General features: G+C 34.1%; 29 protein-coding genes. 14 read left to right on the top strand and 15 right to left on the bottom strand.

Features of this window, described 5'->3' with window-relative positions:
* Positions 1-30: 30 nt before the first annotated feature.
* From EQG63_RS09105 to EQG63_RS09095, 3 genes are all read right to left on the bottom strand, one after another.
* A complete protein-coding gene (locus tag EQG63_RS09105) occupies positions 31-624 on the bottom strand; it encodes a glutathione peroxidase (RefSeq protein WP_129436061.1) in 594 nt (197 codons plus the stop codon).
* Position 625: 1 nt separating this feature from the next.
* The gene (gene ccsA, locus EQG63_RS09100) at positions 626-3,766 is read right to left on the bottom strand and encodes a cytochrome c biogenesis protein CcsA (RefSeq protein ID WP_129436060.1); all 3,141 of its coding nucleotides are present in this window, start codon (positions 3,764-3,766) and stop codon (positions 626-628) included.
* A gap of 143 nt (positions 3,767-3,909) precedes the next feature.
* Positions 3,910-4,353, bottom strand: a complete 444-nt coding sequence (locus EQG63_RS09095; RefSeq protein ID WP_129436059.1) for a hypothetical protein — start codon at positions 4,351-4,353, stop codon at positions 3,910-3,912.
* A 164-nt stretch (positions 4,354-4,517) separates the two neighbouring features.
* Here EQG63_RS09095 and EQG63_RS09090 point away from each other — a divergent pair, with 164 nt between their 5' ends.
* The 8 genes from EQG63_RS09090 (at position 4,518) to EQG63_RS09055 (ending at position 10,987) form a co-directional block, all read left to right on the top strand.
* Entirely contained in the window at positions 4,518-5,279 is a 762-nt protein-coding gene (locus EQG63_RS09090) for a Rossmann-like and DUF2520 domain-containing protein (RefSeq protein WP_129436058.1), read from the top strand.
* A complete protein-coding gene (locus EQG63_RS09085; RefSeq protein WP_129436057.1) occupies positions 5,263-5,790 on the top strand; it encodes a KdsC family phosphatase in 528 nt (175 codons plus the stop codon). Before EQG63_RS09090 ends, EQG63_RS09085 begins: the two co-directional genes overlap by 17 nt.
* Before the next feature lie 13 nt (positions 5,791-5,803).
* Complete coding sequence (locus EQG63_RS09080; RefSeq protein WP_129436056.1) at positions 5,804-6,730, top strand: geranylgeranylglycerol-phosphate geranylgeranyltransferase; 927 nt, start codon at positions 5,804-5,806, stop codon at positions 6,728-6,730.
* Positions 6,717-7,298: a Maf-like protein gene (locus EQG63_RS09075; protein ID WP_129436055.1), complete on the top strand. Its 582-nt coding sequence runs from the start codon at positions 6,717-6,719 to the stop codon at positions 7,296-7,298. Before EQG63_RS09080 ends, EQG63_RS09075 begins: the two co-directional genes overlap by 14 nt.
* A gap of 97 nt (positions 7,299-7,395) precedes the next feature.
* Positions 7,396-7,956 (top strand): hypothetical protein, encoded by a 561-nt coding sequence (locus tag EQG63_RS09070; protein ID WP_129436054.1) that lies wholly within the window; start codon positions 7,396-7,398, stop codon positions 7,954-7,956.
* Between the two features lie 116 nt (positions 7,957-8,072).
* On the top strand, positions 8,073-8,816 hold the full coding sequence (gene truA / locus EQG63_RS09065) for a tRNA pseudouridine(38-40) synthase TruA (RefSeq protein ID WP_129436053.1): 744 nt from the start codon (positions 8,073-8,075) through the stop codon (positions 8,814-8,816).
* On the top strand, positions 8,813-10,585 hold the full coding sequence (locus tag EQG63_RS09060) for an ABC transporter ATP-binding protein (RefSeq protein ID WP_129436052.1): 1,773 nt from the start codon (positions 8,813-8,815) through the stop codon (positions 10,583-10,585). Before truA ends, EQG63_RS09060 begins: the two co-directional genes overlap by 4 nt.
* 3 nt (positions 10,586-10,588) lie before the next feature.
* Complete coding sequence (locus EQG63_RS09055; RefSeq protein WP_129436051.1) at positions 10,589-10,987, top strand: acyl-CoA thioesterase; 399 nt, start codon at positions 10,589-10,591, stop codon at positions 10,985-10,987.
* Here EQG63_RS09055 and folP read toward each other — a convergent pair.
* Positions 10,984-11,808, bottom strand: a complete 825-nt coding sequence (gene folP, locus EQG63_RS09050) for a dihydropteroate synthase (RefSeq protein WP_235827826.1) — start codon at positions 11,806-11,808, stop codon at positions 10,984-10,986. The two genes, EQG63_RS09055 and folP, sit on opposite strands and share 4 nt — an antisense overlap.
* A 67-nt stretch (positions 11,809-11,875) precedes the next feature.
* Between folP and EQG63_RS09045 the strand changes: the two genes are divergently transcribed.
* The 4 genes from EQG63_RS09045 to tpiA are packed head-to-tail and all read left to right on the top strand — an operon-like array spanning position 11,876 to position 14,760.
* Entirely contained in the window at positions 11,876-12,418 is a 543-nt protein-coding gene (locus EQG63_RS09045; protein ID WP_129436050.1) for a DUF1599 domain-containing protein, read from the top strand.
* A 3-nt stretch (positions 12,419-12,421) separates the two neighbouring features.
* Entirely contained in the window at positions 12,422-13,504 is a 1,083-nt protein-coding gene (locus tag EQG63_RS09040; RefSeq protein ID WP_129436049.1) for a MauE/DoxX family redox-associated membrane protein, read from the top strand.
* Positions 13,505-13,510: 6 nt separating this feature from the next.
* Positions 13,511-14,008, top strand: coding sequence for a TlpA family protein disulfide reductase (locus EQG63_RS09035; RefSeq protein WP_129436048.1), 498 nt, complete (start codon positions 13,511-13,513; stop codon positions 14,006-14,008).
* Positions 14,008-14,760 carry a triose-phosphate isomerase gene (tpiA, locus tag EQG63_RS09030; RefSeq protein ID WP_129436047.1) on the top strand — a complete coding sequence of 251 codons (753 nt, stop codon included), beginning with the start codon at positions 14,008-14,010 and terminating at the stop codon, positions 14,758-14,760. Before EQG63_RS09035 ends, tpiA begins: the two co-directional genes overlap by 1 nt.
* A gap of 76 nt (positions 14,761-14,836) precedes the next feature.
* On the opposite strand, the gene EQG63_RS09025 is transcribed toward tpiA, so the two are convergent.
* From EQG63_RS09025 to EQG63_RS09010, 4 genes are all read right to left on the bottom strand, one after another.
* Positions 14,837-17,050, bottom strand: coding sequence for a TonB-dependent receptor (locus tag EQG63_RS09025; RefSeq protein ID WP_129436046.1), 2,214 nt, complete (start codon positions 17,048-17,050; stop codon positions 14,837-14,839).
* Complete coding sequence (locus EQG63_RS09020; RefSeq protein WP_129436045.1) at positions 17,050-18,342, bottom strand: UDP-N-acetylglucosamine--peptide N-acetylglucosaminyltransferase SPINDLY family protein; 1,293 nt, start codon at positions 18,340-18,342, stop codon at positions 17,050-17,052. Before EQG63_RS09020 ends, EQG63_RS09025 begins: the two co-directional genes overlap by 1 nt.
* 84 nt (positions 18,343-18,426) lie before the next feature.
* The gene (locus EQG63_RS09015; protein WP_129436044.1) at positions 18,427-18,984 is read right to left on the bottom strand and encodes a DUF4331 family protein; all 558 of its coding nucleotides are present in this window, start codon (positions 18,982-18,984) and stop codon (positions 18,427-18,429) included.
* Between the two features lie 29 nt (positions 18,985-19,013).
* Positions 19,014-19,664 carry a DUF4331 family protein gene (locus EQG63_RS09010; RefSeq protein ID WP_129436043.1) on the bottom strand — a complete coding sequence of 217 codons (651 nt, stop codon included), beginning with the start codon at positions 19,662-19,664 and terminating at the stop codon, positions 19,014-19,016.
* A gap of 187 nt (positions 19,665-19,851) precedes the next feature.
* On the opposite strand from EQG63_RS09010, the gene EQG63_RS09005 reads away from it, so the two are divergent.
* A complete protein-coding gene (locus EQG63_RS09005) occupies positions 19,852-20,382 on the top strand; it encodes an RNA polymerase sigma factor (protein ID WP_129436042.1) in 531 nt (176 codons plus the stop codon).
* Complete coding sequence (locus tag EQG63_RS09000) at positions 20,382-21,170, top strand: anti-sigma factor (protein WP_129436041.1); 789 nt, start codon at positions 20,382-20,384, stop codon at positions 21,168-21,170. The genes EQG63_RS09005 and EQG63_RS09000 overlap by 1 nt, the downstream gene beginning before the upstream one ends.
* Positions 21,171-21,399: 229 nt before the next feature.
* On the opposite strand, the gene ftsY is transcribed toward EQG63_RS09000, so the two are convergent.
* From ftsY to EQG63_RS08965, 7 genes are all read right to left on the bottom strand, one after another.
* Positions 21,400-22,380: a signal recognition particle-docking protein FtsY gene (gene ftsY / locus EQG63_RS08995; protein ID WP_129436040.1), complete on the bottom strand. Its 981-nt coding sequence runs from the start codon at positions 22,378-22,380 to the stop codon at positions 21,400-21,402.
* A 210-nt stretch (positions 22,381-22,590) separates the two neighbouring features.
* Complete coding sequence (locus EQG63_RS08990; protein ID WP_129436039.1) at positions 22,591-22,743, bottom strand: DUF4295 domain-containing protein; 153 nt, start codon at positions 22,741-22,743, stop codon at positions 22,591-22,593.
* A gap of 38 nt (positions 22,744-22,781) precedes the next feature.
* Positions 22,782-22,964: a 50S ribosomal protein L33 gene (gene rpmG, locus EQG63_RS08985; protein WP_017495179.1), complete on the bottom strand. Its 183-nt coding sequence runs from the start codon at positions 22,962-22,964 to the stop codon at positions 22,782-22,784.
* A 27-nt stretch (positions 22,965-22,991) separates the two neighbouring features.
* Complete coding sequence (gene rpmB, locus EQG63_RS08980) at positions 22,992-23,228, bottom strand: 50S ribosomal protein L28 (RefSeq protein WP_073309425.1); 237 nt, start codon at positions 23,226-23,228, stop codon at positions 22,992-22,994.
* Positions 23,229-23,304: 76 nt separating this feature from the next.
* Positions 23,305-24,552 carry a CinA family nicotinamide mononucleotide deamidase-related protein gene (locus EQG63_RS08975; RefSeq protein WP_129436038.1) on the bottom strand — a complete coding sequence of 416 codons (1,248 nt, stop codon included), beginning with the start codon at positions 24,550-24,552 and terminating at the stop codon, positions 23,305-23,307.
* Positions 24,553-24,601: 49 nt separating this feature from the next.
* Positions 24,602-24,946 carry an Hpt domain-containing protein gene (locus EQG63_RS08970; RefSeq protein WP_129436037.1) on the bottom strand — a complete coding sequence of 115 codons (345 nt, stop codon included), beginning with the start codon at positions 24,944-24,946 and terminating at the stop codon, positions 24,602-24,604.
* Positions 24,947-25,558 carry a fumarylacetoacetate hydrolase family protein gene (locus tag EQG63_RS08965; RefSeq protein ID WP_129436036.1) on the bottom strand — a complete coding sequence of 204 codons (612 nt, stop codon included), beginning with the start codon at positions 25,556-25,558 and terminating at the stop codon, positions 24,947-24,949.
* Positions 25,559-25,615 lie beyond the last annotated feature (57 nt).

The raw sequence follows: 25,615 nt of genomic DNA, 5'->3' as shown, positions 1-25,615 counted from the left end.
ATTTATTTCATTTAGTCTATATTATTATTTTTAAGCTTTTATCCAATTAATGATTACCTCATCAGTAGGCAATATTTGTGGCGCAATGACTTTATCCAAATGCCCCGATTCGTTAATCAAGTATTTTTGAAAATTCCAACGTATTGTATTGTCTTCCAATCCATTTTTATCTTTTTGAGTTAAAAACTGATACAAAGGGTGTTGATCATCTCCTTGAACCGAAATTTTACTCATCATCGGAAAAGTAACACCATAGTTTTTAGTACAAAAAGTAGCAATTTCTTTGTTGGTACCTGGCTCTTGTTGTTCGAAGTTATTGGCTGGGAAACCAACAATAACAAAGTTCTTTCCTTTATATTCGGTATAAAGCGATTGTAAATCTTCATACTGAGGCGTTAAACCGCATTCGGAAGCCGTATTGACAACCATTATTTTCTTCCCTTTCAATTTAGAAAAATCAAAATCATTTCCCTCAATGTCTTTTACTTTAAACTGATAAATTGATTGTCCTTCCATATTGGTACTAATTTGGGCAGCTGGTTCTTCCATATTCTTCAAACTTTCTTCTTGATTTTTACACGAAAAAGCTAATATTGAGATTGCGATTATGGCTATTTTTTTCATTTTACTTAGTTGACTGTTTTTCTATTTGCTTCCTACGAAGATAGACAATTATTGAAAATATCAAAAATCCTATAAGAATTTTCATATATATATCCACATTTTGCTTTTCGCCAGTTGCATAAGAGTGTAAACCACTCAAATGAAAATTTACTCCGAAGTAAGTCATAAGTATGGAAGCAAAAGCTAAAACACTCATAAAATTGTAGACAAACTTACCTCGTAAAGCCGGAACAAAACGCATGTGAATTACAAAAGCATAGACCATAATACTAATTAAAGCCCATGTTTCCTTAGGATCCCAACCCCAATAACGTCCCCAACTTTCATTGGCCCACTGTCCACCTAAAAAGTTTCCAATTGTTAGCATTACTAATCCAACCGTAAGTGCCATTTCATTGATATACGTAATTTCTTTGATGTTTAAATCCATTATTTTTTTGTTGTTTTTATTGGTAAACAACATCAGTAATAAGGCTACCAAACCTAGAATCGCACCCAATGCAAACGGACCGTAACTTGCTACAATTACGGCTACGTGAATCATTAACCAATACGAGTTTAAAACAGGCTGTAAGTTGGCAATTTGAGGGTCCATCCAATTCCAATGAGCAATCATTAAAATCATAGCCGCTACAAAAGCCGTAGAGGCAACTGTTAAAGCTGATTTTCTTCCGAAAGCCAATCCGAAAAACATAATCGACCAACCCACATAAATCATCGATTCATAGGCATTACTCCAAGGTGCATGCCCCGAAATGTACCAACGAGCAATTAAGCCTAATGTATGTAAAACAAACAATAATCCTAAAATGACATGGAAGGTTTTAACTCCATATACCACCCATTTTTTGCTGTTGAAGATACTGATGATTACAAACACAAACATCAACACTCCAGCATACATGTACCAAGAGTACAATTTCTTAAAAATATCGTGTTTGTTATAGGCTATTTCTAAATCGATTTGTTTATCTGTTGGACGCACTTTACTTCCAAATTTCTTCTGATAATTTTCTAAACCAATTACCAAACTATTGGTCAATTTATAATCTTTAGAAAGAGTCGCTTTGTCCAATGAATTCAAATAAAATGGCAATACATTTTTAACGGTATCGATAGCAGTTCCAGTTGGTTCATTGACTTCCAAGAAACTCACCCATTTGTTGTTTTTATCATTCGGAATTGGGAATATTTTTAAGATTTGCCCCGAAATTGCCGAGTATAACAAATTCACCTTCTTATCTGCTTCAATGAAATCTTTTTCAAAAGCATTGGGTACCGCTGCTTTATAGGCTTTATCCAGTTGTTGGCTTAATTTATAATTTCCTTTATCGTCAAAGAAGTTAATTAACTTAGCGTATTTTGCCTCTTTCTCTACTCCGATTAATTTACGAATACTATCATTTCCTCTTTTTAAATAAATGATAGGCACTTCGTACCATACTTGAGGAAATTGCGTCATTGACAAGAAAACCTGATCGGAATTCATATCCTTGTAGGTATCACTTTTACTAACTTTACGCAATAATTCGGAAGAGAACGTATTAATTGGCTTCATTCTTCCTCCCGCATCCTGAATAATCAGTCGACCGAATTTTGCCGCTTGTTCATCTGGAACCAAATATTTTTTTAAGATGGTATCTATTTGTTGCTCGGTTGGGATGGCTTTTTTATGATTGTGCTCTTGAGAAAATCCATTAAAGGAAACCAATAATGCTAAAACAGAAATTAAACTCGCTTTTTTTGCTTTTACTTTTTCTAATTTTTGTTTCAAATCGGCAAAACGAGAATGCTTGGTAAATAGAATGGCCATCATTCCGAAATACAATAAGAAATACCCAATATAAGTAATCCAAGTTCCCCAGTAATCATGATTTACAGATAATTTAGTTCCTTTCTCATCCGGATCGAAACCTGACTGAAAAAAGCGATAGCCTTTATGATCTAAGACATTATTCATAAAAATACGCGTCACAAATGGTTTCTCATCTTTAATAGTCACTAAACTTTCAAATGCAGAATAGCTTTTATCCGTTCCTGGATATTTTGAAGCTGTAAATTTATTCAGTTGAATTTTAAATGGTAATTCATACACTTTACTTCCGTAAAAAATCGTGTATTCTAAGTTTCCTTGTTTAAAAGCTTGAGGTTCTCCGGCACTACCTTTTTGACCTAAAAGCGTAATTGTTTTTTCTTTTCCTTCATTCGAAATTTTTAAAACAATGGCGTCGTTACTTTCTTTGTCTTTGTAATTTCCATTTGATTTGTACTCTTTCACACCTTTAGTAGCGGCTTCGGGAAAGACAAATTGGGTTCCGCCCACATTATACAAAGAACGATACATTAATTCGGCTTTGGTGTCTTTTACTACATTTCCTTTCATTTGATCGGCCATTCGCATAAAATTTCCATCAAAAGGGGTTTCAATGGAAGAAGATTTATCATCAATAGTAATGTTTACAGCACCTTTAGTATATTTATTTAACGCAAAAAGAATGTTGTGAATGCTTTGTACTTCTCCTTCTTTCAAAAAGTGTTCGTGTCGTTTTCCTGAGCCAGCTTCCACCATTTTAAGGAAAAGTACACCTTTAACATCTGGTTTTACAACTTCGGTGGCACCCATGATAAAATCGACTAACTCGACTTTAAATGGAATTTTATCAAAAGTATAGTTATCGGTAAAACTATTATCAACCGCTCCTGAAAGCAATAATGGTTTTTCGAAGGTGCGTCTTTTTAATTCTCCTTCGTGTTGTCCGTCTACCAACATTGTCAAATAAGTTCTATCTGAAAATACTTGATTTTCGGTAGCTCCTTCGCGAATAGGCATAACTCCTTCGTAACTAATATATCGGGTTATAAAAGCTCCCAATAAAATTAAGATGAAAGATAAATGCAAGGTTAAAGTTGCCCACTTTTCTTTTTTGTATAATTGATAACGCTTTATGTTCCCTAAAAAGTTAATCATAAAGAAAACCATGATAACTTCAAACCACCAAGCGTTATAAACAATCACTCTTGCGGTATCTGTATTATAGGCATCTTCAATAAATGTTCCTGCAGCCATTGCAGCAGCAAAAACAATAAACAATACGGCCATTAATCGAGTAGAAAATAGGAAGGAAAGTATTTTTTTGTCCATGTTTGGAAATTCAAATTAAAGTGGAACAAAAATACTTAATTTGTTTGTCAAACGAGTTTAAAACGATAGAATTTTAAGGATTTTTAACAAATAAAAAAGCGAAACCAGATTGATTTCGCTTTCTATATTTTTGAAAAAGAAAATTATGACTTTTCAAATAATTTTTTAACATCGTCAATATTCATCATCTCCGAAATACCTGTAGAAGAAGTTACCTTGTTGGTTGTCATAAACTGTACCGTAGTTTTTGCAGTAGTTTTGGTATAATGTAACCATACATAATCATTTGGTAATTCCAATTTGATGTCATACATCGGCGAAGCATTAAAACCATCTATAATAATTTTATATAAGTTTTCGTAATCGTTTTCAACGTTTTTAAACGAAAAATTACGAATGTTTATATCCTCTTTATTTTCTATATTCTTGTAAAAAAAAGTATAAGTATCACCTTCTTTTTGTACATAAATATCGCTCACACCTACTCTACCCAATCTTTCAAGAGGTGTTGTTGGTAAGACTTTAATTTGGCTAAATCCTGTCATCGCACAGAATAAAAACATAATAACGGTCAATCCTTTTTTCATAATACTAATATTTATAGGTTAAGTTCTGAAAGTCGAAAATACTATCTTTTTCATTTCATCAAACATTTTTAACAAAAACATATAAACATTTTTTGTTAAAAAGTCGATTTACAGAGAATTAGCCTTCATTTTCTTACCATTTCATTTTTTATTACTTTAGCCAAATGATTTCAGTGGTAATTATTGGATCCGGAAATGTAGCACAACATTTAATTTCGGCTTTCGTCAAAAGCGAAACTGTTGATGTTATACAAGTGTTTTCTAGAAATTTAGACGCAGACATTAAAAATTTTGAGGCTTCAAAAATCACAAACGATTTTGAACAGCTGAAAGAAGCAGATTTATACATTATATCGGTAACCGACACAGCTGTTCATGCAGTTTCCAATCAAATTCCGTTTGAAAAAAAATTGGTGGTACACACTTCTGGAAGTGTTGCAATTTCGGAATTAAACGAAAAGAACAAACGTGGTGTTTTTTATCCGTTGCAGACATTTTCCAAAAACAAATCGGTCGATTTTAGTGAAATTCCCATTTGTATAGAAGCCGAAAACGAAACCGATTATCAATTATTAGAAAAAGTTGGAAAATCAATATCTGAAAAAATTTTCAATATTAATTCAGAACAACGCAAAGCATTGCATGTTGCCGCTGTATTTTCATGCAACTTTGTGAATCATTTGTATGCAATCGGAAATAAAATTTGTGATGAAAACGAAATTCCTTTTGAAATTTTGCAACCTCTAATCATCGAAACGGCAAACAAAATCAAAACACTCACACCCGTCGAAGCACAAACTGGTCCAGCGAAACGCAACGACACACAAACGATAAACGCGCACTTGAATTTCCTTCAGGAGACAACTCAAAAGGAAATCTATAAAATACTAACCAAATCAATTATTGATAATGGCAAAAAGCTATAAAGAAATTATGAACGACATCACCACTTTTGTTTTTGATGTGGATGGCGTTTTAACCGATGGAACAGTACATATAACTCCAACAGGTGAAATGCTTCGCGAAATGAATATTCGCGACGGATTTGCCATGAAAGCTGCTATTGAAAGTGGGTACCATGTGTGTATCATTTCAGGAGGAAGTAACGAAGGGGTACGAATCCGATTAAAAAACTTAGGTATTAATGATATTCATCTAGGATCACCAGATAAAGTAAAAACCTTCAACGAATATACAAACGCATACAACATCAAACCCGAACAAGTATTATATATGGGTGATGATATCCCAGATTATCACATCATGCAATTGGTAGGCTTGCCAACTTGCCCACAAGATGCCAGCCCGGAAATCAAATCCATTTCAAACTACATTTCCCATATCAATGGAGGAAAGGGTGCTGTTCGCGACGTTATTGAACAAGTCATGAAGGTGCAAGGCAAATGGAATACTTATTTTAACGGAAAGTTTTTTTAAATCAAACACACAAATGAAATACCTCAACCTCATACGTTACAAAAACTTATTACTGCTTGCTTTTATGCAATTAGTCATTCTTTTTGGTTTTTTAAAAATGCAGGATATTCCTTTGGCTTTAGCGCTTTGGCAATACTATTTACTCATCATTTCAACCGTTTGTATTGCCGCTGGCGGGTATATTATTAATGATATTATGGACCAAGATGTTGATGGGATTAATAAACCTAAAAAAGCCATTGTGGGTCATAGCATTTCCGAAAATTTTGCCTACAACTTATATGTAGCCTTTTCTATTATTGGTGTCGGAATTGGTTTTTATTTATCAAAAATAATTGGTCGCCCTAATTTTGTGACTGTTTTCATTCTATGTGCGGCCTTACTGTATATTTATTCAACAAGTTTCAAACAAATAATGATTGTCAAAAATATTGTAGTCGCCTTTTTATTGGCTTTTAGTATTTTAATAATCGATTTGTTTATGATTTTTCCAGCTACAGACATGACCAATAGAGAACAAATGCTTCCCGTTTTTTCTGTTCTAATTGATTTTTCGATTATCGCTTTTATCATTAATCTGTTACGTGAAATGGTGAAAGATTTAGAAGATGTAAACGGTGATTACAACAACGGAATTCAAACATTACCTGTTGCTTTGGGAGTAGCAAGAACCACTAAATTAGTATTCGGATTAAGTTTTATTCCTACGATTTGTATTCTGTATTATATGTACGTCAATTTATTTGAATTACAATTTGCTACCGTTTACATTTTAGGATTTCTAATTGGCCCATTATTGTATTTTTCGATGAAAATCTGGTCGGCAAAAAACAAAAAAGAATATGCTCACTTAAGTGATGTTTTAAAACTCATTATCTTTTTAGGAATTATTGCCATTGCCGTGATCGGAATAAATATGAAATATTATGCTGCGCAATAAATTAAAAAACACCAAAATTATTCTAGCATCGGGGTCGCCTCGTAGACAACAATTTTTTAAAGAATTTGGTTTCGATTTTGAAATTCGATTAAAAGAAATTGAAGAAATTTACCCTGAAAACTTACAGCATCTTGAAATAACCGATTTTTTAGCAGAATTGAAAGCTGCCGCATTCGATAATGAACTACAAGACAACGAACTACTCATCACCAGCGATACCTTGGTCTGGCATAACAATCAAGCGTTGGGAAAACCCAAAGACTATGAAGATGCTTTTCAAATGCTTAAAAGTTTGGCCAATGCTACCCATGAAGTGATTGGATCCGTTTGTTTTAAAACAGCCACTAAAACAGAAATCATCAACGATGTAACCAAAGTTACTTTTGGAGATTTATCGGACGAAGCCATCCATTTTTATTTAGAAAACTACCAACCTTTTGACAAAGCAGGAAGCTACGGAATACAAGACTGGATTGGCCTTATTGGCATTTCAAAAATAGAAGGTTCCTATACAAATGTCGTGGGTTTACCCACTGAAAAAGTCTATCAATATTTGTTAAAATTATAATTTCAACTTTACTCATTCTATTTTTTGGCACAGTAATTGGATACTAATTATCAAACATAAACGTTTATATAGTACCCATAACTAAAAACCAATTAATATGAAAAATTTACAAATTATTATAGGAGCCATGTTGATGTCTTTTACATTGCAATCTAACGCACAAGTTTCTGTTAGTTTAAATATTGGCTCACGTCCTGACTGGTGCGGACACTATTATGAAGACAGAGTTCAGTATGTATATTTACCTGAATTAGAATGCTACTACGATAATTTTGCCGAAGTATACATTTATTATGGACCTCACGGATGGCTACGTTCTCGTTATTTACCAGAATATTGCCACGGATATGATATCAATAGAGCACATCGAGTAGTTATTGATTATAGAGGAAATTCCCCTTGGGCACATTTCAACCATCACAGAAATTATTACTGGAGAGATAACTACAGAAACTACCGTCAAGAATATTATGGCCCAAACTATAATCGAAGAGGTAACTATGTAGCCGTTTCCGACAGAAGAGACTATAGAAATTATGATAATGACCGTTATGAAAAAAGAGGAAATGGAAATGCACATGGTCATTATAAAAAAGACAATGATAACGACAGAGGAAACTCAGGAGGTGGGAACGGTCGTGGTCACGGAAGACGTTAATTCATCTACTTAATTAGAAATTCAGAGAACTTAGGTTCTCTGTTTTTTTTTATTTGAACTAGCAAGGAACAAAGCAATCTTAAATCATTTCTTTATCTTTGCAAAAAGATTTTAAATTGAGATATTTCCTAGAATTTGCATATAACGGGACCCATTACCATGGTTGGCAATACCAACCCAATGCGGTTTCGGTACAAGAAACATTAAACAAAGTCTTTTCAACATTACTGCAAGAAGAAATCGAAATTGTTGGCGCAGGACGTACCGATACTGGTGTTCACGCTTCACAAATGTATGGGCATTTCGATACTGAAAAAGAATTGGACATTGAAAAACTGACCTACAAAGCCAATTCCTTTTTACCAAAAGACATCTCCATTTTTAAAATCATTCCGGTTCACCATGATGCACATGCACGTTTTGATGCGACTTCAAGAACCTACCATTATCATATTGCTACCCAAAAAAATGTTTTTAATACCGAATTGGCTTGGTTTTATCATCATGATTTAGATGTTGATGCGATGAATGCAGCGGCCAAATTATTATTAGATTTTACCGATTTTGAATGTTTTTCCAAGACGAATACTGATGTTTTTACATACAATTGTAAAATAACTGAAGCCTATTGGAAAAAAGAAAACAATACCCTTATCTTTACCATAACTGCCGATAGATTCTTACGAAATATGGTTCGCGCCATTGTGGGAACTTTAGTTAATATTGGCTTACATAAAATTAATACCGACGATTTTATAAAAATAATTGAAAGTAAAAGTCGTAAAAAAGCTGGCTTTTCGGTACCCGCACAAGGATTGTTTTTAACAAAAATTACGTATCCATACATTAAACAAGAATGAAAGCATTTGATACCCGTTTATTCAAACGGATTTTAGAATATACAAAACCCTATAAATGGCGCTATAACAGTGTTATTGCATGGGCTATTTTGCTCTCTATTTTTGCTGCACTTCGCCCCTATTTATTGAAAGATATTATTGATGATTACGTTATCCCTAAAAAAGTAAACGGATTCATTATCATGACGATCATCATGGGAATTACGTTGTTTTTGGAAGTTTTAGCCCAGTTTTATTTTGTGTATTGGGCCAATGTTTTGGGACAAGATATTGTGAAAGACATCCGAATTAAATTATTCAAACATTTAACCAGTTTCAAAATAAGTTATTACGATCACGAACCTGTTGGCAAACTAATCACACGTTCGGTTTCTGATATTGAAGCCATCGCCCGAATTTTTAGTCAAGGATTGTTTATGATTATCTCTGACTTGCTCAAAATGGTCGTCATTCTTGGGTTTATGTTATATATGAATTGGAAATTGACGATGATTGTTGTGGCTGCCATGCCAATTTTGATCTACGCCACTCGTATTTTCCAAGTGAAAATGAAAGATGCTTTCGAAGAAGTTCGTAACCAAGTGGCCAATATGAATACATTCGTACAAGAACGTGTTTCAGGAATGAAAATCGTACAGCTTTTTACACGCGAAGAAACCGAATATAAAAAGTTTAAAGAAATCAATAATTTACACCGAAAAGCCTGGGTAAAAAACGTTTGGTACAACTCCATCTTCTTTCCAATTGCCGATATTATTTCTGCATTAACGTTGAGTTTAATCATTTATTTTGGTTCAATTTTAGTCTTAAAAAGGGATCCTGTAACCGAGTTGGGTGATTTAATGGCATTCAATATGTACATCGCCATCTTTTTTACGCCGTTGCGTCAAATTGCCGATAAATTCAACGAGATGCAAATGGGAATGATTGCAGCCAATCGTGTTTTTGAAGTATTGGATTCTGAAAAACATATCGAAAGCAACGGCACTCAAATGGCTCCAAAATTTGAAGGAAAAATCAACTTCGAAAATGTAACTTTTGGTTACAAACCGGATGAAGAGGTCTTGAAAAGCATCAATCTCTCTGTACATAAAGGGGAAACGATTGCTATAGTTGGAGCTACAGGTGCTGGAAAATCAACTATAATTAATTTACTGAACCGTTTTTACGATATTAAATCGGGAGCCATCTCTATTGATGATAAAAACATTCAAAATTTCACTTTAGACAGTTTACGCAAACAAATCGCCGTCGTGTTACAAGATGTTTTCCTTTTTGCCGACACTATTCACAATAATATTACACTGAATAACGAATCGATTTCAAGAGAAGAAGTCATTAAAGCCGCGAAAGAAATTGGTGCGCACGACTTTATTATGAGCTTGCCCGAAAATTACGATTATAATGTGAAGGAACGAGGCAATATGTTATCCTCTGGACAACGACAGTTAATTGCATTCTTGCGTGCCTATTTGAGTAATCCAAGCATTTTGATTTTAGACGAAGCCACATCCTCAATCGATGCTTATTTGGAAGAAATGATTCAAAAAGCGACGGTAACGTTGACCAAAAACCGTACTTCAATCGTCATTGCTCACCGATTGGCCACCGTAATTAATGCTGATAAAATTGTAGTATTAGACAAAGGAATTGTAGTAGAGGAAGGCAATCATCAAAACTTATTACAAAAAGAAGAAGGCTATTACAGAAAATTGTATGAAGCTCAGTTTATAAATCACGAAGAAGAAGAAGAAGAAATTAACCCTTAAAAAATGGAAAAGTTTTCAATTGAAATGGATGTAAGAGATTACGAATTGGATGTACAAAGCATCGTAAACAATTCGGTTTATCAAAATTATTTAGAGCATGCTCGTCATGAATTCTTACATCACCATGGAATTGATTTTGTTGAATTTGCTCAAAATAATATTTTATTGGTTGTCAAAAACATCGAAATGAATTTTAAAAATTCGTTGGTGAGTCGTGATAAATTCAAAATTGAAGTAGCTGCCGAAAAAGAAGGCAACTTAAAAGTCGTTTTTCACCAAAACATTATTAGAATTGCTGATAACAAAACTATTCTAACTGCAAAAGTAACGGGTGTGGCTATTAAAAAAGGAAGACCCGTAGCACCTGACACTATTCCGCAAATAGAACGTTTTTTAAATTAAAAAGAAGTTAATTTCACACATTCTACTGCTTCCTTCACATCATGAACGCGTAAAATTTTAGCTCCTTTGGTTAAAGCAATTGTGTTTAAAACTGTAGTGCCGTTTAGTGCTTTATCAGCTGTGGTTTCAAGCTTTTTGTAAACCATTGATTTTCTGGAAACACCTACAAGAATGGGCAATTCCGCCATTTGAAGTAACTCCAATTGTTGCATCAAGACAAAGTTTTGCTCGATTGTTTTGGCGAATCCAAATCCAGGATCTAAAATCAAATCATTAATTCCGAATTGTCTTGCTTTGGCGATTTTCTGAGAGAAATAAAATAATACTTCTTTCACAACATCTTCATAATCGGTTAATTGTTGCATGGTTTGTGGTGTGCCACGCATGTGCATCATCACATACGGTACTTGGTGCTTGGCAATCACTTCAAACATTTTTTCATCCAAACTACCAGCAGAAATATCATTGATCATTGCAGCACCATGCTCAATACAAAGGTTTGCTACTTCGCTGTGAAAGGTATCGATGGAAAGTAAAACCTTCGGGAAATTTTTCAAAATTAAATCGACCACAGGCAACACTCTTTTTTGCTCCATATCTGAAGAAAGAAATTCAGAACTTGGTCGACTTGATTGTCCACCGATATCAATAAATGTCGCGCCATCTGTCAGCATTTTTTCCACTTGACTCAAAATCAGTGCTTCCGAAGAAAATTTTCCACCGTCATAAAAAGAATCTGGGGTAATATTCAAAATTCCCATCACTTTGGGAGACGTTAAATCAATTAAATTTCCTTTACAATTTATTGTGGCCATTTGCATTTTATTAACAGCTTATTATTTAAAATTCGTTATTTTTGAACCAATTTGATACAAATATAAGACACTAATGAGTAATACCTCACAACAATACGACGCAATCATTACCACTTGCCGCGATTTATATAGTAAAAAAATGAAAGATTATGGAAGTGCTTGGCGTATATTACGTTTGCCATCACTTACGGATCAAATATTCATAAAAGCCCAACGCATACGCTCTTTACAAGAAAATGACGTTCGAAAAGTAGACGAAGGGGAAGTACCTGAATTTATTGGAATAATTAATTATTCTATCATGGCCTTAATTCAATTGGATAAAGGAGTTGCCGATCAACCCGATTTAGACGTGGAAGAAGCCGTAAAACTGTATGATGAAAAAATCAAATTGACCAAAGATTTGATGGAAAACAAAAATCATGATTATGGTGAGGCATGGCGTGATATGCGTGTGAGTTCGTTAACCGATTTAATTTTGCAAAAAATTCTTCGCGTAAAACAAATTGAAGATAACAAAGGAAAAACAATCGTTTCTGAAGGAATTGACGCCAATTACCAAGACATGATTAATTATGCAGTATTTGCCTTAATACTTTTGGAAGGAAATAATTAAACTATGAAAAAAAATCTATCCATCTTAATTAAAATAGTCATTTCGGCCTTGTTCATTGTTTCGGCAGTAGCCAAAATGTATCCATCTCCCTATTTTGCTATCTCTACTTTTGAAGTAAAACAATTGTATCCCTTAGGATTTTCAGAAGCAATAGCTCCTTGGTTTTCCAGAATATTAATCGGAATTGAATTGGCCCTGGGATTTTTAATTCTACAGAATAACTATCTGAAAAAAATTGTAATTCCGGCTACCATAGCCTTATTAGCCGTTTTTGTGGCACATTTGTCATATGAAACCTTTGTAAATGGTGGCAACTCTGGCAACTGTGGTTGTTTTGGTGAACTAATTCCAATGACACCTATTGAAGCGATTATCAAAAACATCATTGCCATTGGTTTACTGATTTGGTTGTATCTATTGGTGTCCGAAAAAACAGCTTCTAAATTTTGGCCATTAGCCGCGGTTACTTTGGCTACTATTGTCGGAATATTTTTGATAGCACCTATAAAATCGAATACGGAATTAGCGATGCCGATTGAAACTTTACCAACGGATAGCTTGACTACAGAAGTAATCGATTCGGGAGCCGTAAAAATGGATGCCGTTGAAAAACCGATAAAAGATTCTACAGCCAAAGAAACACCAAAAAAAGTGGAAGAAGTAGTCCTTAATGAGCCTGCAAAAAAGAAATCGGGGTATGCACAATTCTTTTCTAAAATCGATACTGGAAGAAAAACGTTATGTTTCTTCGTTCCGGGTTGTGACCATTGTCGATTAGCCGCTAAAGAATTAACCGAAATGAGGAAAATCAACAAAAATTTCCCAGAAGTTGTAATTCTATTTATGAATGAAGAAGCCGATTTAATCCCTGCTTTTTTCAAAGAAGCCGGTGCTGAATATCCATATAAAATCATCGAAATCATTCCGTTTTGGAAATTATTAGGAACTGGAAAAGATACACCTGGTGTAAAATATTTATGGAATGGTAACGAGTACAAATACTATTACGGTATTACCGAAAATCAATTCAATCCAAAAGATTATCAAGAGTTAATTAATAAATCATACAACGAATTAAAAAAATAATAAATCATGAAAAAACTACTTTGCTTACTTGCTGCTTTTGCCTTAAATATTTCGTGTACCAATGCACAAGACAAACAATTTTCAGATGAAGCTTTGGGACACAAACTTACGGATGGAAATGGAAATGAAATCGCTTTCAAAGACATACTTAAAAAACACGAAGGCAAAACTGTTGTTATTGAAGCTTGGGCTTCTTGGTGCAGCGATTGTGTCAAAAATATGCCGAAATTAAAAGAATTGCAGGCCCAAAACCCAAATGTTGCCTTTGTATTTCTTTCTGCCGATAAAACTCCAGAAGCTTGGAAAGTTGGAATTGAAAAACACGCAATTACAGGTGATCATTACTTAATGCCTGGAGGTATGAAAGGTGATTTCGGAAAAGCAATCAATTTAGATTGGATTCCGCGTTATATTATCTTAGACAAAACTGGAAAAATAAAATTATACCGTGCGATAGAAACTGACCATGAAAAAGTAAGCAACTTATTAAAAGAATTGAACTAATGAGACAAAAAATAGTAGCTGGCAATTGGAAAATGAATAAAAATGCCGAGCAAACCGAAGATTTGATCAATGAATTAATCCAAAAGTTACCTACCGATACACAAACTAAAATTATCATTGCACCAACGTTTGTCAATCTTGCCTCTGCGGTTGACCATACTGAATTTACTGCTATTGAAGTAGCCGCACAAAACATGCACCAAGCAGAAGGTGGCGCTTTCACAGGAGAAATTTCGGCCGATATGTTAAAAAGTATTGGAGTAACAACCGTTATTTTAGGACATTCAGAGCGTCGTGCTTATTTTCATGAAACGGATGCTTTGTTAGCCAATAAAGTAGATACCGCTTTAAAACATGATATGAAAGTCATTTTCTGTTTTGGTGAAGAACTAAAAGATAGAAGTACTAACAGTCATTTTAATATCGTTGAATTGCAATTGCGTGACGGTTTGTTTCATTTAACTGAAAGTGCATGGACCAATATTGTCTTGGCTTACGAACCGGTTTGGGCAATTGGTACTGGTGAAACCGCTTCACCAGCGCAAGCCCAAGAAATGCACCAATTTATTCGCGAAACGATTCGCAAACAATACGGAAGCGACATTGCCGAAAACGTTTCTATCCTTTACGGAGGGAGTGTCAAACCCGACAATGCCAAAGAAATTTTTTCACAGCCTGATGTAGACGGTGGATTAATTGGAGGGGCAGCTTTAAAAGCGGATGATTTTGTAGGAATTGTGAATGGCATCTAAATATCAAAAAGCTCATTGGAAATAGTATCTAATGAGCTTTTTTTTCAAACATTCAAAAAAAACAAACTTCACTTAACTAAAAAGTGTATGTTATTTTTCCTTTCATAAAAAAAGGAGTTCCTGGGGTAAAATGAATTTCTTCAACGCTTGTTGCTTCATTTTGCAACCTTGATTCGGTGGCAAACTGTGTTTCATTCCATTTGGTATTAAATAGATTTTCTACCGATATTCCAAAAATGAACTTTTGGTATTTATAATTCAAATTGACATCCGATACCATGTATCCTTTGGCTACAATAGAATTGTCTTCATTCGCTGGGCGTGTTTTCAAATAGCGATAATGAAATCCACCTGAAAACCCTTTGTAATCTGTGACACTAAAACCTCCAGTTCCAGTAAAATCGGGTGCCAACGGAATATAATCTTGACCATTTGGTGCATCATTACTTCTTGCGTAGGTATAATTTGCATCGGCATCAAAAAACAAATAGTTGGTCATCTGATAGCGCAATCCGAAATCAATTCCCATACGTTTTGATCGTCCGCTAGGTTCCACTACTCCAGCGTCACCAACATACACAAATTCTTGCTCCAAATCCAAAAACCACAGTGCTGAATTGACTACCAATCTAGAAAACGGTTTAAAAATCGTTCCTAAATCGGTTCCAAAGGCTGTAGGCAAAATCTTCTTTCCTGTTTGCGCTACCACTACTCTCGTATCATTCGAATGGAAACCCAAACCAGATTTTAAATAGAATTGCAAGTCATTATTTTGTGAAAAGATGAAATTCAATTTGGGAGAGAATTTTACCTTGTCTTCCGATTGTGTTGTATACTTCGCTACTAATTTATCTTGGTAATTAAACTTGAAATAATCCATTCGAATTGCTGGATTTATTTTTAGTTTTCCAAAATCAAATTCGGCATTTAAGTAAGAAAAAACATTCGTTTGATCAATGTCTCCTAACTTTATGTTTTGTAAGGTTTCATTTCGATTTAAGGTATGTGATAATTCGGTATTTTTTGTTTCATCGGCTCGAAAACCAAAACCAGCTTGTACTAAAGCATCGATGCTATTTATTTTTAATCTTTTATTTAGCTCCGAATTCAAACCATAAATATTTCTGTTTTCCTTTTGTTTGATCTGGTCACCATTGATGGGATCTTCTAAGAAAAAGGTAAAATTGGAAAACAATTCAAATTGATAATTAGAATAAAAAGCATTTGCTTTCAAAAAGGTATTCTCACTAATATTTTTAGTCAAAGACGCATTAAAATTGGTTCTGGAAGTGTTCCCTCCTTCGGTGTCATCTACCGCTCCAAATCGTGAAATCATTCCGTTATCAACCAAACGTTGCGGAATTTGTCCCGATGCATCCCATTTGCTTGTAAAACGAGAAGCCATGATGGAAAACTTACTATTTTCTGATATACTGTTGGTATATTTTCCAAAGAGATTCATTCGTTTAAAATTTTGAGGCGAATCGAAAGGACCATCGGTTAGTACATATTCGGTTGCCAAATACGCGCTTTGCTTTTTCTGATTTTCCAACAAATTAAAAATACCAACGGTTCTCATAGTATTAAACTGTCCGGCTTCAACAGACAAACTACTATTTTCAACTTTTTCCTTCGTTAAAAACGAGACATAGCCAGCTGTAGCAAAATCACCTTTGTTGGCATAATACGTTCCTTTTCCAAAATCTATTTTCTCGATCGTTTCAGGAATTACAAAATGTAGATCGGCATACCCTTGACCATGTGCGTGAGAAACCATATTGACAGGCATTCCATCTACAGACAATGCGATATCTGTTCCATGATCAATATCAAAACCTCTCAAAAATATTTGTTCTGCTTTTCCTCCTCCGGCGTGTTGACCAATAAACAAACCAGGTACTTTTCGTAAAATCTCTTGTGAAGAATTAACGGGTTTGGTTTGCAAATCAATTTTAGATAGTTCATTCATAGCTGAAATTTTGGAATGAATGATTACTTGATCTAAGGTATAGATATCAGACTCTAAAATAATTTCAGTAAGACCTTCGCTAACGCTAAAAGTATTTTTTTTATAACCTAAACCAGATACTTCCAAAAGATCACCAACTACAGTTTTGTCTATTGCAAAATTTCCAAATTCATCAGTATGGGCGTGACTTTGAGAATTTGTATTGATGATATAAGCATTATCAATTGGACTTCCGTTAACGTCGTGTATCGTTCCTTTTTTTATTTGAGAATAACTAGTAAACATCCAAAATAAAAAGAGAATTTTGGTATACGTATTCATTATAATTGATCTATTTTTTGTTGAAAACTTGGACCTAGTTCGAAAGTACTCGTTAATAGATCTTCTTTTATAGGTTGAACCAAATTACTCATTTTATTGGATTTGTAAATCATCGCCAAATGATAATTTAATTCGGGTTCAAATGATTTTCCAGCTACATGCTTTTGTGCAATTTCTAATGCTTTTTTATAATCGCCCAAATTATAATACGACCAAGCTAATAAATCGTAAGAATCTGGAGTGGGGCGGTTTTTGATTTCTTGATTTGCAATCGCCAATGCTATTTCTGCCGTGCTTGTATCGTCAGCAAAAATAAGTGCATTGTATTTATTATACATTACTCCATAATTATTTTTCTGAAGCATATTAAAATAATTCGACATGTACTTTTCTTTCTTTTCTTTATTGTTTTCATATTCAGCAATTTCAGATTTCATTAAATAAAAATCGGGTGAATTGTGTTTTTTAGAAATGATATTAATAATGCGGTTGGCTTCAGTGGTATTTTTTTCATGAGAAAAGGCTATCCAAGCAATTCCTTTCAAGGCATAGCTGTTATGAGGTTCTAACGCTAATGTTTTTAAATAATAATTATAGGATTTTTTAATTTGACCGGCATGACCATACATGTCTCCAAGGTTTGAGTAAGCCCATACTTTTAATCCTTCATTTTCATCTTTCTCAGCTCTCTTGGCTGCTTTTTCCATTAGTGAAATAGCTGTAGGTAAATCCCCAAGATGATCATTCCATTTGGCAATTCTAATTAAGAAATCAAATTCATTTGGATCCTGAATCGCCTTTAAATTTTTTTCTGCTTCAGCATAATTACCCAGTTCCATTTGCACATCAAAAAGTAATTTTTGAGTTGCTTTCTTTCCTTCTCCAATAGCTAAAGCTTTATTGGCAAGCACCAAAGCTTCTTTAAAACGATGCTGGGTAATGTAGTTACGAGCCAAAGCTCTAATCGTACCAACTTGAGTATATTTTAAGGCTTCATTCGATTGCAATAATAATTCTTCTGTTTTATAGATATAATTAATGTTACCCGTAATTTCAAATAATTTCGAATAATTGGATGCTATTTGAGATAAATACGAAATTTGATTGGGTGCAGCATCAAACTTTTTTTGCCAAAAATCGATTTCATTTTTAGCAAAATCTATAGATTTCGTTTCTTTTGACGCTAAATAGGCATCGTAGTCTTTTCGGTTTGTAATTTGATTGGATTCTTTTTCACAACTTACCATTAATAAAGTCATAACTAAAATAATCGCTAAATTGAATGTTTTCATTGTACTTGTTTTTTTTGTTTGTTTTTGTTTTGTTTGAAAAAAAAGAGCGCATCAGTAGGTCTGCGCTCTTTTTTAAAATACTTATTACCAAGCAGAAGCTAAGTAAGGAAATGAAGTCGAAAATGCTTTATCGTTAGCATCTACATTATCTGAAGTTAATCCAGGATTTGAACCACCAGTTGGTCCACCAAAAATTAATAATAGTTCCGTATCGATTACGTCGTCAGCAAGTGCACGACCTGTAAGAACGTTTACTCCATCAAAAAATGTAGTTGTTCCTGATTTCGCTACACCAAGCACATCTGTAGCTAAAAGCCCAGTAAATTGCGCCGCAGTTTGTCCTAATGCGTTAGTGGTATACCCAGGATTTAAAGCCAATAATCTTGATTGAAAAACAGATTGATAAGTCGCTCCCATTGTAGAAGGAGTTGTCATGTTAAAGTTATCTTTTGGAGTGCCTGATGCAATAAAAACGGTATTAATTGCGGGTCTAGCCATTTGATCCTTTTGTACATACGTTCCTGAAAAATCAGTTGCAGGAATTACAGGTGTCACAACAACATCATCATCATTATTACAACTCACTAAAACGGCTGTTGTAAGAATAGCAATTGCTAAAAATTTGGTTCTATTTGTTTTCATGTGAAATTTCTTTTAATTAATTATTTAAATTATTGTTTTTGTTTTGTTTCTGCCCAAACATTTATTGTTGAAGAAGAACCTAGCATTGTTTTTGGTACTTCAATAATAGTAGCTAAAACATTTGTTCCTGCGAACGTATCAGTACCTGGATTATTAAATCCACCTGCAGTTCCAGCAAGAATGGCTTTGTACTGATTTAAATCGAAAAAGAAAGGATCATCTCTTGGTCCTGCAAAAAATTTCATTCCATTTGAAGTAACTATATTTGGCGTTTTACCATATTTAGAAATTTCAACACTTCCTGCAGCAGCTGATGTTTTAACAGTACTTGAAGTCCCCGGAGTTCCAGGAGCTGTTGGTCCAAAGAAATACATTTTACTACCTCTTTTTATTGCTTGAATCACTAAATCTTCAATATTGTCTCCATTATTGTCGATATTAATTTCTGTCATTACATTTTCTTTAAATGTAGCACTTCCTGTAGCGCTAGGAGACAGTAATCCTTGAGTGTTCACAACAAATACCATGTTGCTTGTGTTTTCTCCTTGAAAAGCATAAACATCCGTGATGTCATTTCCATTACCTGTTACTGCTGGTGCATCAGCGTGATCGGCAGCAATTAACAATAGACCCGAAATCGCAACAAGCGACAGACCTAAATAAATTCTTGATTTTTTCATTTTGTATATTTTTTAATGATTATAAAGTGATATACGCAGAATTGTTTGGTATGGTTTTAAAAAAGGTTAAAATAATTTAGAAATATTGTTAAACCCTTATTATTCATAGTATTAAATACTTGTAATAGAATTCTTAGATTTATGGAAAAGTTTAATTAGATTTGTATAACTCAAAAAAATCTGATGTATGTCACAAGAAGATGTTTTACTATTAATACAAAAAAAAGACAATCGTGCTTATAATGTCTTATATGATATGTATGCCAAAAGTTTGTTTGCTATCATTTCAAATATAATTAAAGACAGAGAGGAGGCGGAAGATACCTTACAAGAAGTATTTATTAAAATATGGAAAAACATAGATTCTTACAATGAATCAAAAGGGCGATTTTACACCTGGATGTTAAATATTGCTAGAAACTCTAGTATTGATAAAATGCGTTCTAAAAATTTTAACAACTCTAAAAAAAACCTATCCTCCGAAAATTTCGTACATCTATTTGAAGACAATAACAAATTCATTAATAAGATTGATGCTATTGGAATTCAAGAATTTATTAAAAAGTTGAAACCAAAATGTATTGCTTTAATCGATTTATTATTTTTTAAAGGCTATACACAACAAGAAGCTTCTGAGGAATTAGAAATTCCTTTGGGAACGGTTAAAACTAATAATAGAAATTGTATTAACGATTTAAGAAACTTTTTGCAAGTATAATGGAAACAAAAGAATATATAGAATCCGGAATTTTAGAACTCTATGTGTATGGTTTATTAGAAGAAGACCAAAATATGGAGATCGCTGAAATGGCTAAAAAGCACAAAGAAATAGAAGACGAAATTACGTCTATTGAAAAATCTATTCTGGCGCTTTCTACCAGTTTTTCACCTTTTTTATCGGTTGAAAATTTCTCTAAAATTAAGTCCCAATTAGAAATTAAGCATGCGGCTAAGGTTATAGAATTAAAACCAAAATCTACTTCAAATTATATTGGTTGGGCAGCGGCAGCAGTTTTATTACTGGGTATTGGCTATTTATACAACCGACAAATTTCTTTTGAAAATGAAATTGTAACATTGGAAAAGGAAAAATCAAAATTAAATGAAGTGGTAGTGTCGACCGAAACGAAAAACAAACAAACCAACGAGGCGTTGACCGTTATTCGCGACGCCAAAAATACGGTTGTTGCCTTAGCTGGACAAACAGTCTCACCAAGTTCATCAGCAAAAGTATATTGGAACAAGGATACTCAAGTGGTGTATGTAGATGCTTCTGGATTACCAGAACCTCCAAAAGGAATGGTCTATCAAGTTTGGTCATTAAAATTAAAACCTACCTTAACACCAACAAGCATTGGTTTATTGGGTGATTTTAATGAAAATAATAGTCGCTTTTTCGCGGTTAGTAATACAGGAGATGCAGAAGCTTTCGGAATTACCTTAGAACCGGCGGGTGGAAGTAAATCACCAACAATGGAACAATTGTATACATTAGGAGCGGTGTAAAACACAACTCCATTATAAAAGAAAAAGCCAACCTAACGGTTGGCTTTTTTATATCTAATAAAAAGATCTTATTTATTTTTCTGAAACTTGACAAGCGCTAGAATGTACAACACTAAAGCTAGCATATAACAACCCAACTCAAGATATAAATTACTTACCGTTCGTGCTAACAACAAGGCTGAAGTAGCAAATAAAAACAAATGCAGCGGTTTAAAATTTTGTAACATAATTATTTGAAAAATGAATCTACAAATTCGTATTTGTTAAACACTTGTAGGTCATTAATACCTTCACCTACTCCGATATATTTTACAGGAATTTGAAATTGATCTGAAATACCAATTACCACACCACCTTTTGCCGTTCCGTCAAGCTTTGTAACCGCTAGACAGGTAACTTCTGTAGCTGCAGTAAACTCTTTGGCTTGTTCGAAAGCATTTTGACCGGTAGAACCATCTAAAACCAATAGTACATCATGAGGTGCATCTTCTACCACTTTTTGCATGACACGTTTCACTTTAGTCAATTCGTTCATTAAACCAACCTTATTGTGCAAACGTCCCGCAGTATCGATGATAACCACATCGGCATCTTGCGAAACCGCGCTTTGTAAGGTATCAAACGCAACCGAAGCAGGATCACTTCCCATTTGTTGTTTTACGATGGGCACACCTACTCTATCCGCCCAAATTTGCAATTGATCAATCGCGGCCGCACGGAAAGTATCGGCAGCTCCTAACACCACTTTATAACCTGCATTTTTAAATTGATTGGCAAGTTTACCGATGGTTGTTGTTTTACCAACACCATTGACACCTACCACCATAATAACATACGGTTTTTTGTTGGCTGGAATAGTGAATTCTGTTTCTTCCCCGGAATTCGTTTCCGATAATAAACTTGCAATTTCTTCGCGAAGAATTATATTCAATTCTTCCGTTCCTAAATATTTATCTTTCGAAACGCGTTCTTCAATGCGTTCGATGATTTTTAGAGTCGTATTTACACCCACATCAGAAGTTACCAATACTTCTTCTAAATTATCTAAAACATCATCATCTACTTTAGATTTACCGGCAACGGCTTTGGTCAATTTGGATAAAAAGGAGGTGCTTGATTTTTCAAGACCTTTATCTAGTGTTTCTTTTGCCTCATGACTAAGGCTCGAGTCTTTTTTTTCGGAAGAAAATAGTTTTTTAAAAAAGCTCATTTTAAGTTATGAATTATGAGTTATGAGTTTGTTTAATAGCAGCCTAGTGTTTGTAATTAGCCCTGATGGAAGCAAGCTACCGTGTAGCGCGAACAGCAGGAATTACTTTTAAAAAAAGTACTGTTGATTGGCTTCTAAAAATCAGTACAAATATAAAATAAAAAAGCTACTTCCCAAGGAAAGTAGCTTTAGTATATTGAATAGATAAGATTATTTCTTTTGTAAGAAAGTATCTACTTCTTCTGGAGACATGATTGCTTCAACAAATGTGTAAGCACCAGTTTTAGGTGATTTTACCATTTTGATTGCTTTAGATAATCTCTTAGAAGCTGTTTGTAACGTTGCAACGGTTTTCTTTGCCATGACTTATACTATTTTATTTGAAGATAAATACCTTCTAATTATTTAATCTCTTTGTGTACAGTTACTCTCTTTAAGATTGGATTAAATTTTTTAATCTCTAATCTGTCTGGAGTATTCTTTTTGTTTTTAGTCGTGATGTAACGAGACGTTCCAGCTACGCCAGAAGTTTTGTGCTCAGTACATTCTAAAATTACTTGGATTCTATTACCTTTCTTTGCCATCTTGCTATATAGTTATTTAGGAACAGATTATTTGATAAATCCGTCTGCTTGTGCTTTTTTAAGAACCGCAGAAATTCCGTTTTTGTTAATCGTTTTAATTGTAGAAGCAGCTACTCTTAGAGTAATCCATCTGTCTTCTTCAGGAAGGTAAAAACGTTTTTTAACCAAGTTAACAGAGAATTTTCTCTTAGTCTTGTTCATAGCGTGAGAAACGTTATTTCCTACCATCGCTCTTTTTCCTGTAAGGTCACAAACTCTTGACATTATCTTATCTTTTATCGTTATTCAAAATCAGGGTGCAAAGTAACAAAAAAGAAAACGATTACGCAAAATATTTTTATCAGTTTTTTAAAATTTCTTTATAAACCAACTCTAATCCTTTGTTTACCGCTCTATCAATGACTTTTTCACGAGGCTGACCGAAGTTAAATTCTTCGCAAAAAACCCCTTTTGGAGTGGCAATGGCTATAAAAACTGTTCCCACTTCGGCATCAGCATCGCCTTTTGTAGGTCCGGCGTTGCCAGTAGTAGCAATTGCATAGTCTGTTTGCAGTATTTTTTGAGCATTTAAAGCCATTTCAATTGCAACTTGTTCACTCACAACGGAGTAGTTTTTTATAACTTCTTCTGAAACGTGCAAAACGGTATTTTTTACCTCAGTGGCATAACTTACAATACTTCCTTTAAAATAGTTGGAAGCACCCGAAACGGAAGTCAACAGCGAGGCAATTTTACCTCCTGTACAACTTTCAGCAGTCGCAATAGTTTTCGATTGGGAAGTCAGCATTCGACCTAAAACCACTTCCAAAGTATCCTCTTCGTCTAAACCAATGAGACAATCGCTTATTTGTGGTTGTAGCAATTCAATTTGGTATTGAACCGCTTCCAATAAAACATTCTCATCCTTTCCTCTGGCTGTTAAACGCAATCGAACGCGTCCAGGACTAGGTAGATAAGCCAACTTAATAAATTCAGGTAAATTGTCTTCCCAAGATTCTATCCGTTCCGCTAATAGACTCTCCCCTACACCATATGTCAATAACGTTTTATGAACAATATAGGGTCGTTTGTATTTTTTTACAAGTCGTGGAATGACTTCATTTTCTGTTAAGTATTTCATTTCAAATGGAACACCTGGCAAGGAAATAAAAACAGTATTTTCTTTTTCCATCCACATTCCCGGAGCAGTTCCCACTTGATTGAAGAGCACTTCGGATTGAGAAGGAACCAAAGCTTGATCTTTATTTACTTGTGTAATTGGTCGCTTAAAATATTGCTCGATAAGTTGTGTTACATGTGCCAATACTTTTTCATCAGAAACCAAAGTATCCTGCATGTATTCGCACAATGTTTTTTTGGTAATATCATCTTTGGTAGGTCCTAAACCTCCTGTAATGACGACTACTTCCACTTTATTTTGAAGTTTTGAAAGCGTTTCTAAAATATGTTGTTTGTCATCTGAAATGGAAAGCATTTCGTGTACTCTCACTCCAATTTTATCCAACGATTTAGCAATAAATCCCGAATTGGTATCTACAATTTGACCAATTAGAATTTCGTCACCTATAGTTACAATAGCTGCTTTCATTTTTTAACATTTATGAATAAATACTTGGAAACAATAAGCGATAAACCTATTAAATACTGAAATCTTTCTTCACTTCTTCAAGTGCCGCTTCAATTCTAGTTTGTAGGCTTTTATAGACTTCTTTGATTTCTTTCTTTTTACCTTGATCACGAGTCCATTGTTCAATTTGAAGAATTTCTTCTTTAGCAGCATCCATCCCTAACAAATCTAATGTTGGTTTGGTTTTGTGTGCATAACTGTATGCCTGAGCATAATCTTTGGCTTTAATGCCAACCTTAATCTGTTTAACATCTTCAGGTACCTCTTCTACAAAAAGTGTGATAATTTGACGAACAAAATCAGCGTCGTCATCAGAAATTGCATATACTTTTGCTAAATTATAATGTATTGCCATTTATTTTATTTGAATCTTAAACATTTGTCTATTTTCTAAAAACCCTTCTAAAACATCATTTGGATTTATTTTTGCCACACCTGCCGGGGTACCTGTAAAAATAACATCTCCTTTTTTTAACGTAAAATACTGAGACACAACAGATATGATTTCATCTATTTTCCACAGCATTTGATTGGTATTTCCAGACTGAACAATTTGCGAATTGTTCCTTAACTCAAAGTTAATATTTTCTAGCGAATCGAATTCTTTTATCGATAAAAAGTCACTTATTACCGCTGAACCGTCAAAAGCTTTTGCTTTTTCCCATGGCAAACCTTTTTCTTTGAGCTTACTTTGTAAATCACGAGCCGTAAAATCAATCCCTAATCCGATTTCGTCATAATATTTATGAGCGAATTTAGGATCAATATATTTACCCACCTTATTAATTTTGACTAAAACCTCTACTTCATGATGTACATCATCCGAAAATTCAGGGATCACAAAAGGATGTTGTTTTAACAAAATAGAAGAATCCGGCTTCAAAAAGATAACCGGTTCATCTGGGCGTTCATTATTTAATTCCGAAATATGGTCAGCGTAATTACGACCTATACAGATTATTTTCATTCTAGTACAATTCTTTATTAGTTGACTTCGAGAGCCTCAGCCAACCGGTGACTGAGG

Origin of the sequence: Flavobacterium amnicola, assembly GCF_004122165.1 — a bacterium.
Lineage (GTDB): Bacteria > Bacteroidota > Bacteroidia > Flavobacteriales > Flavobacteriaceae > Flavobacterium > Flavobacterium amnicola.
The sequence above is the reverse complement of the archived record's forward strand: the minus strand, read 5'-3'. Positions and strand labels throughout refer to the sequence as shown.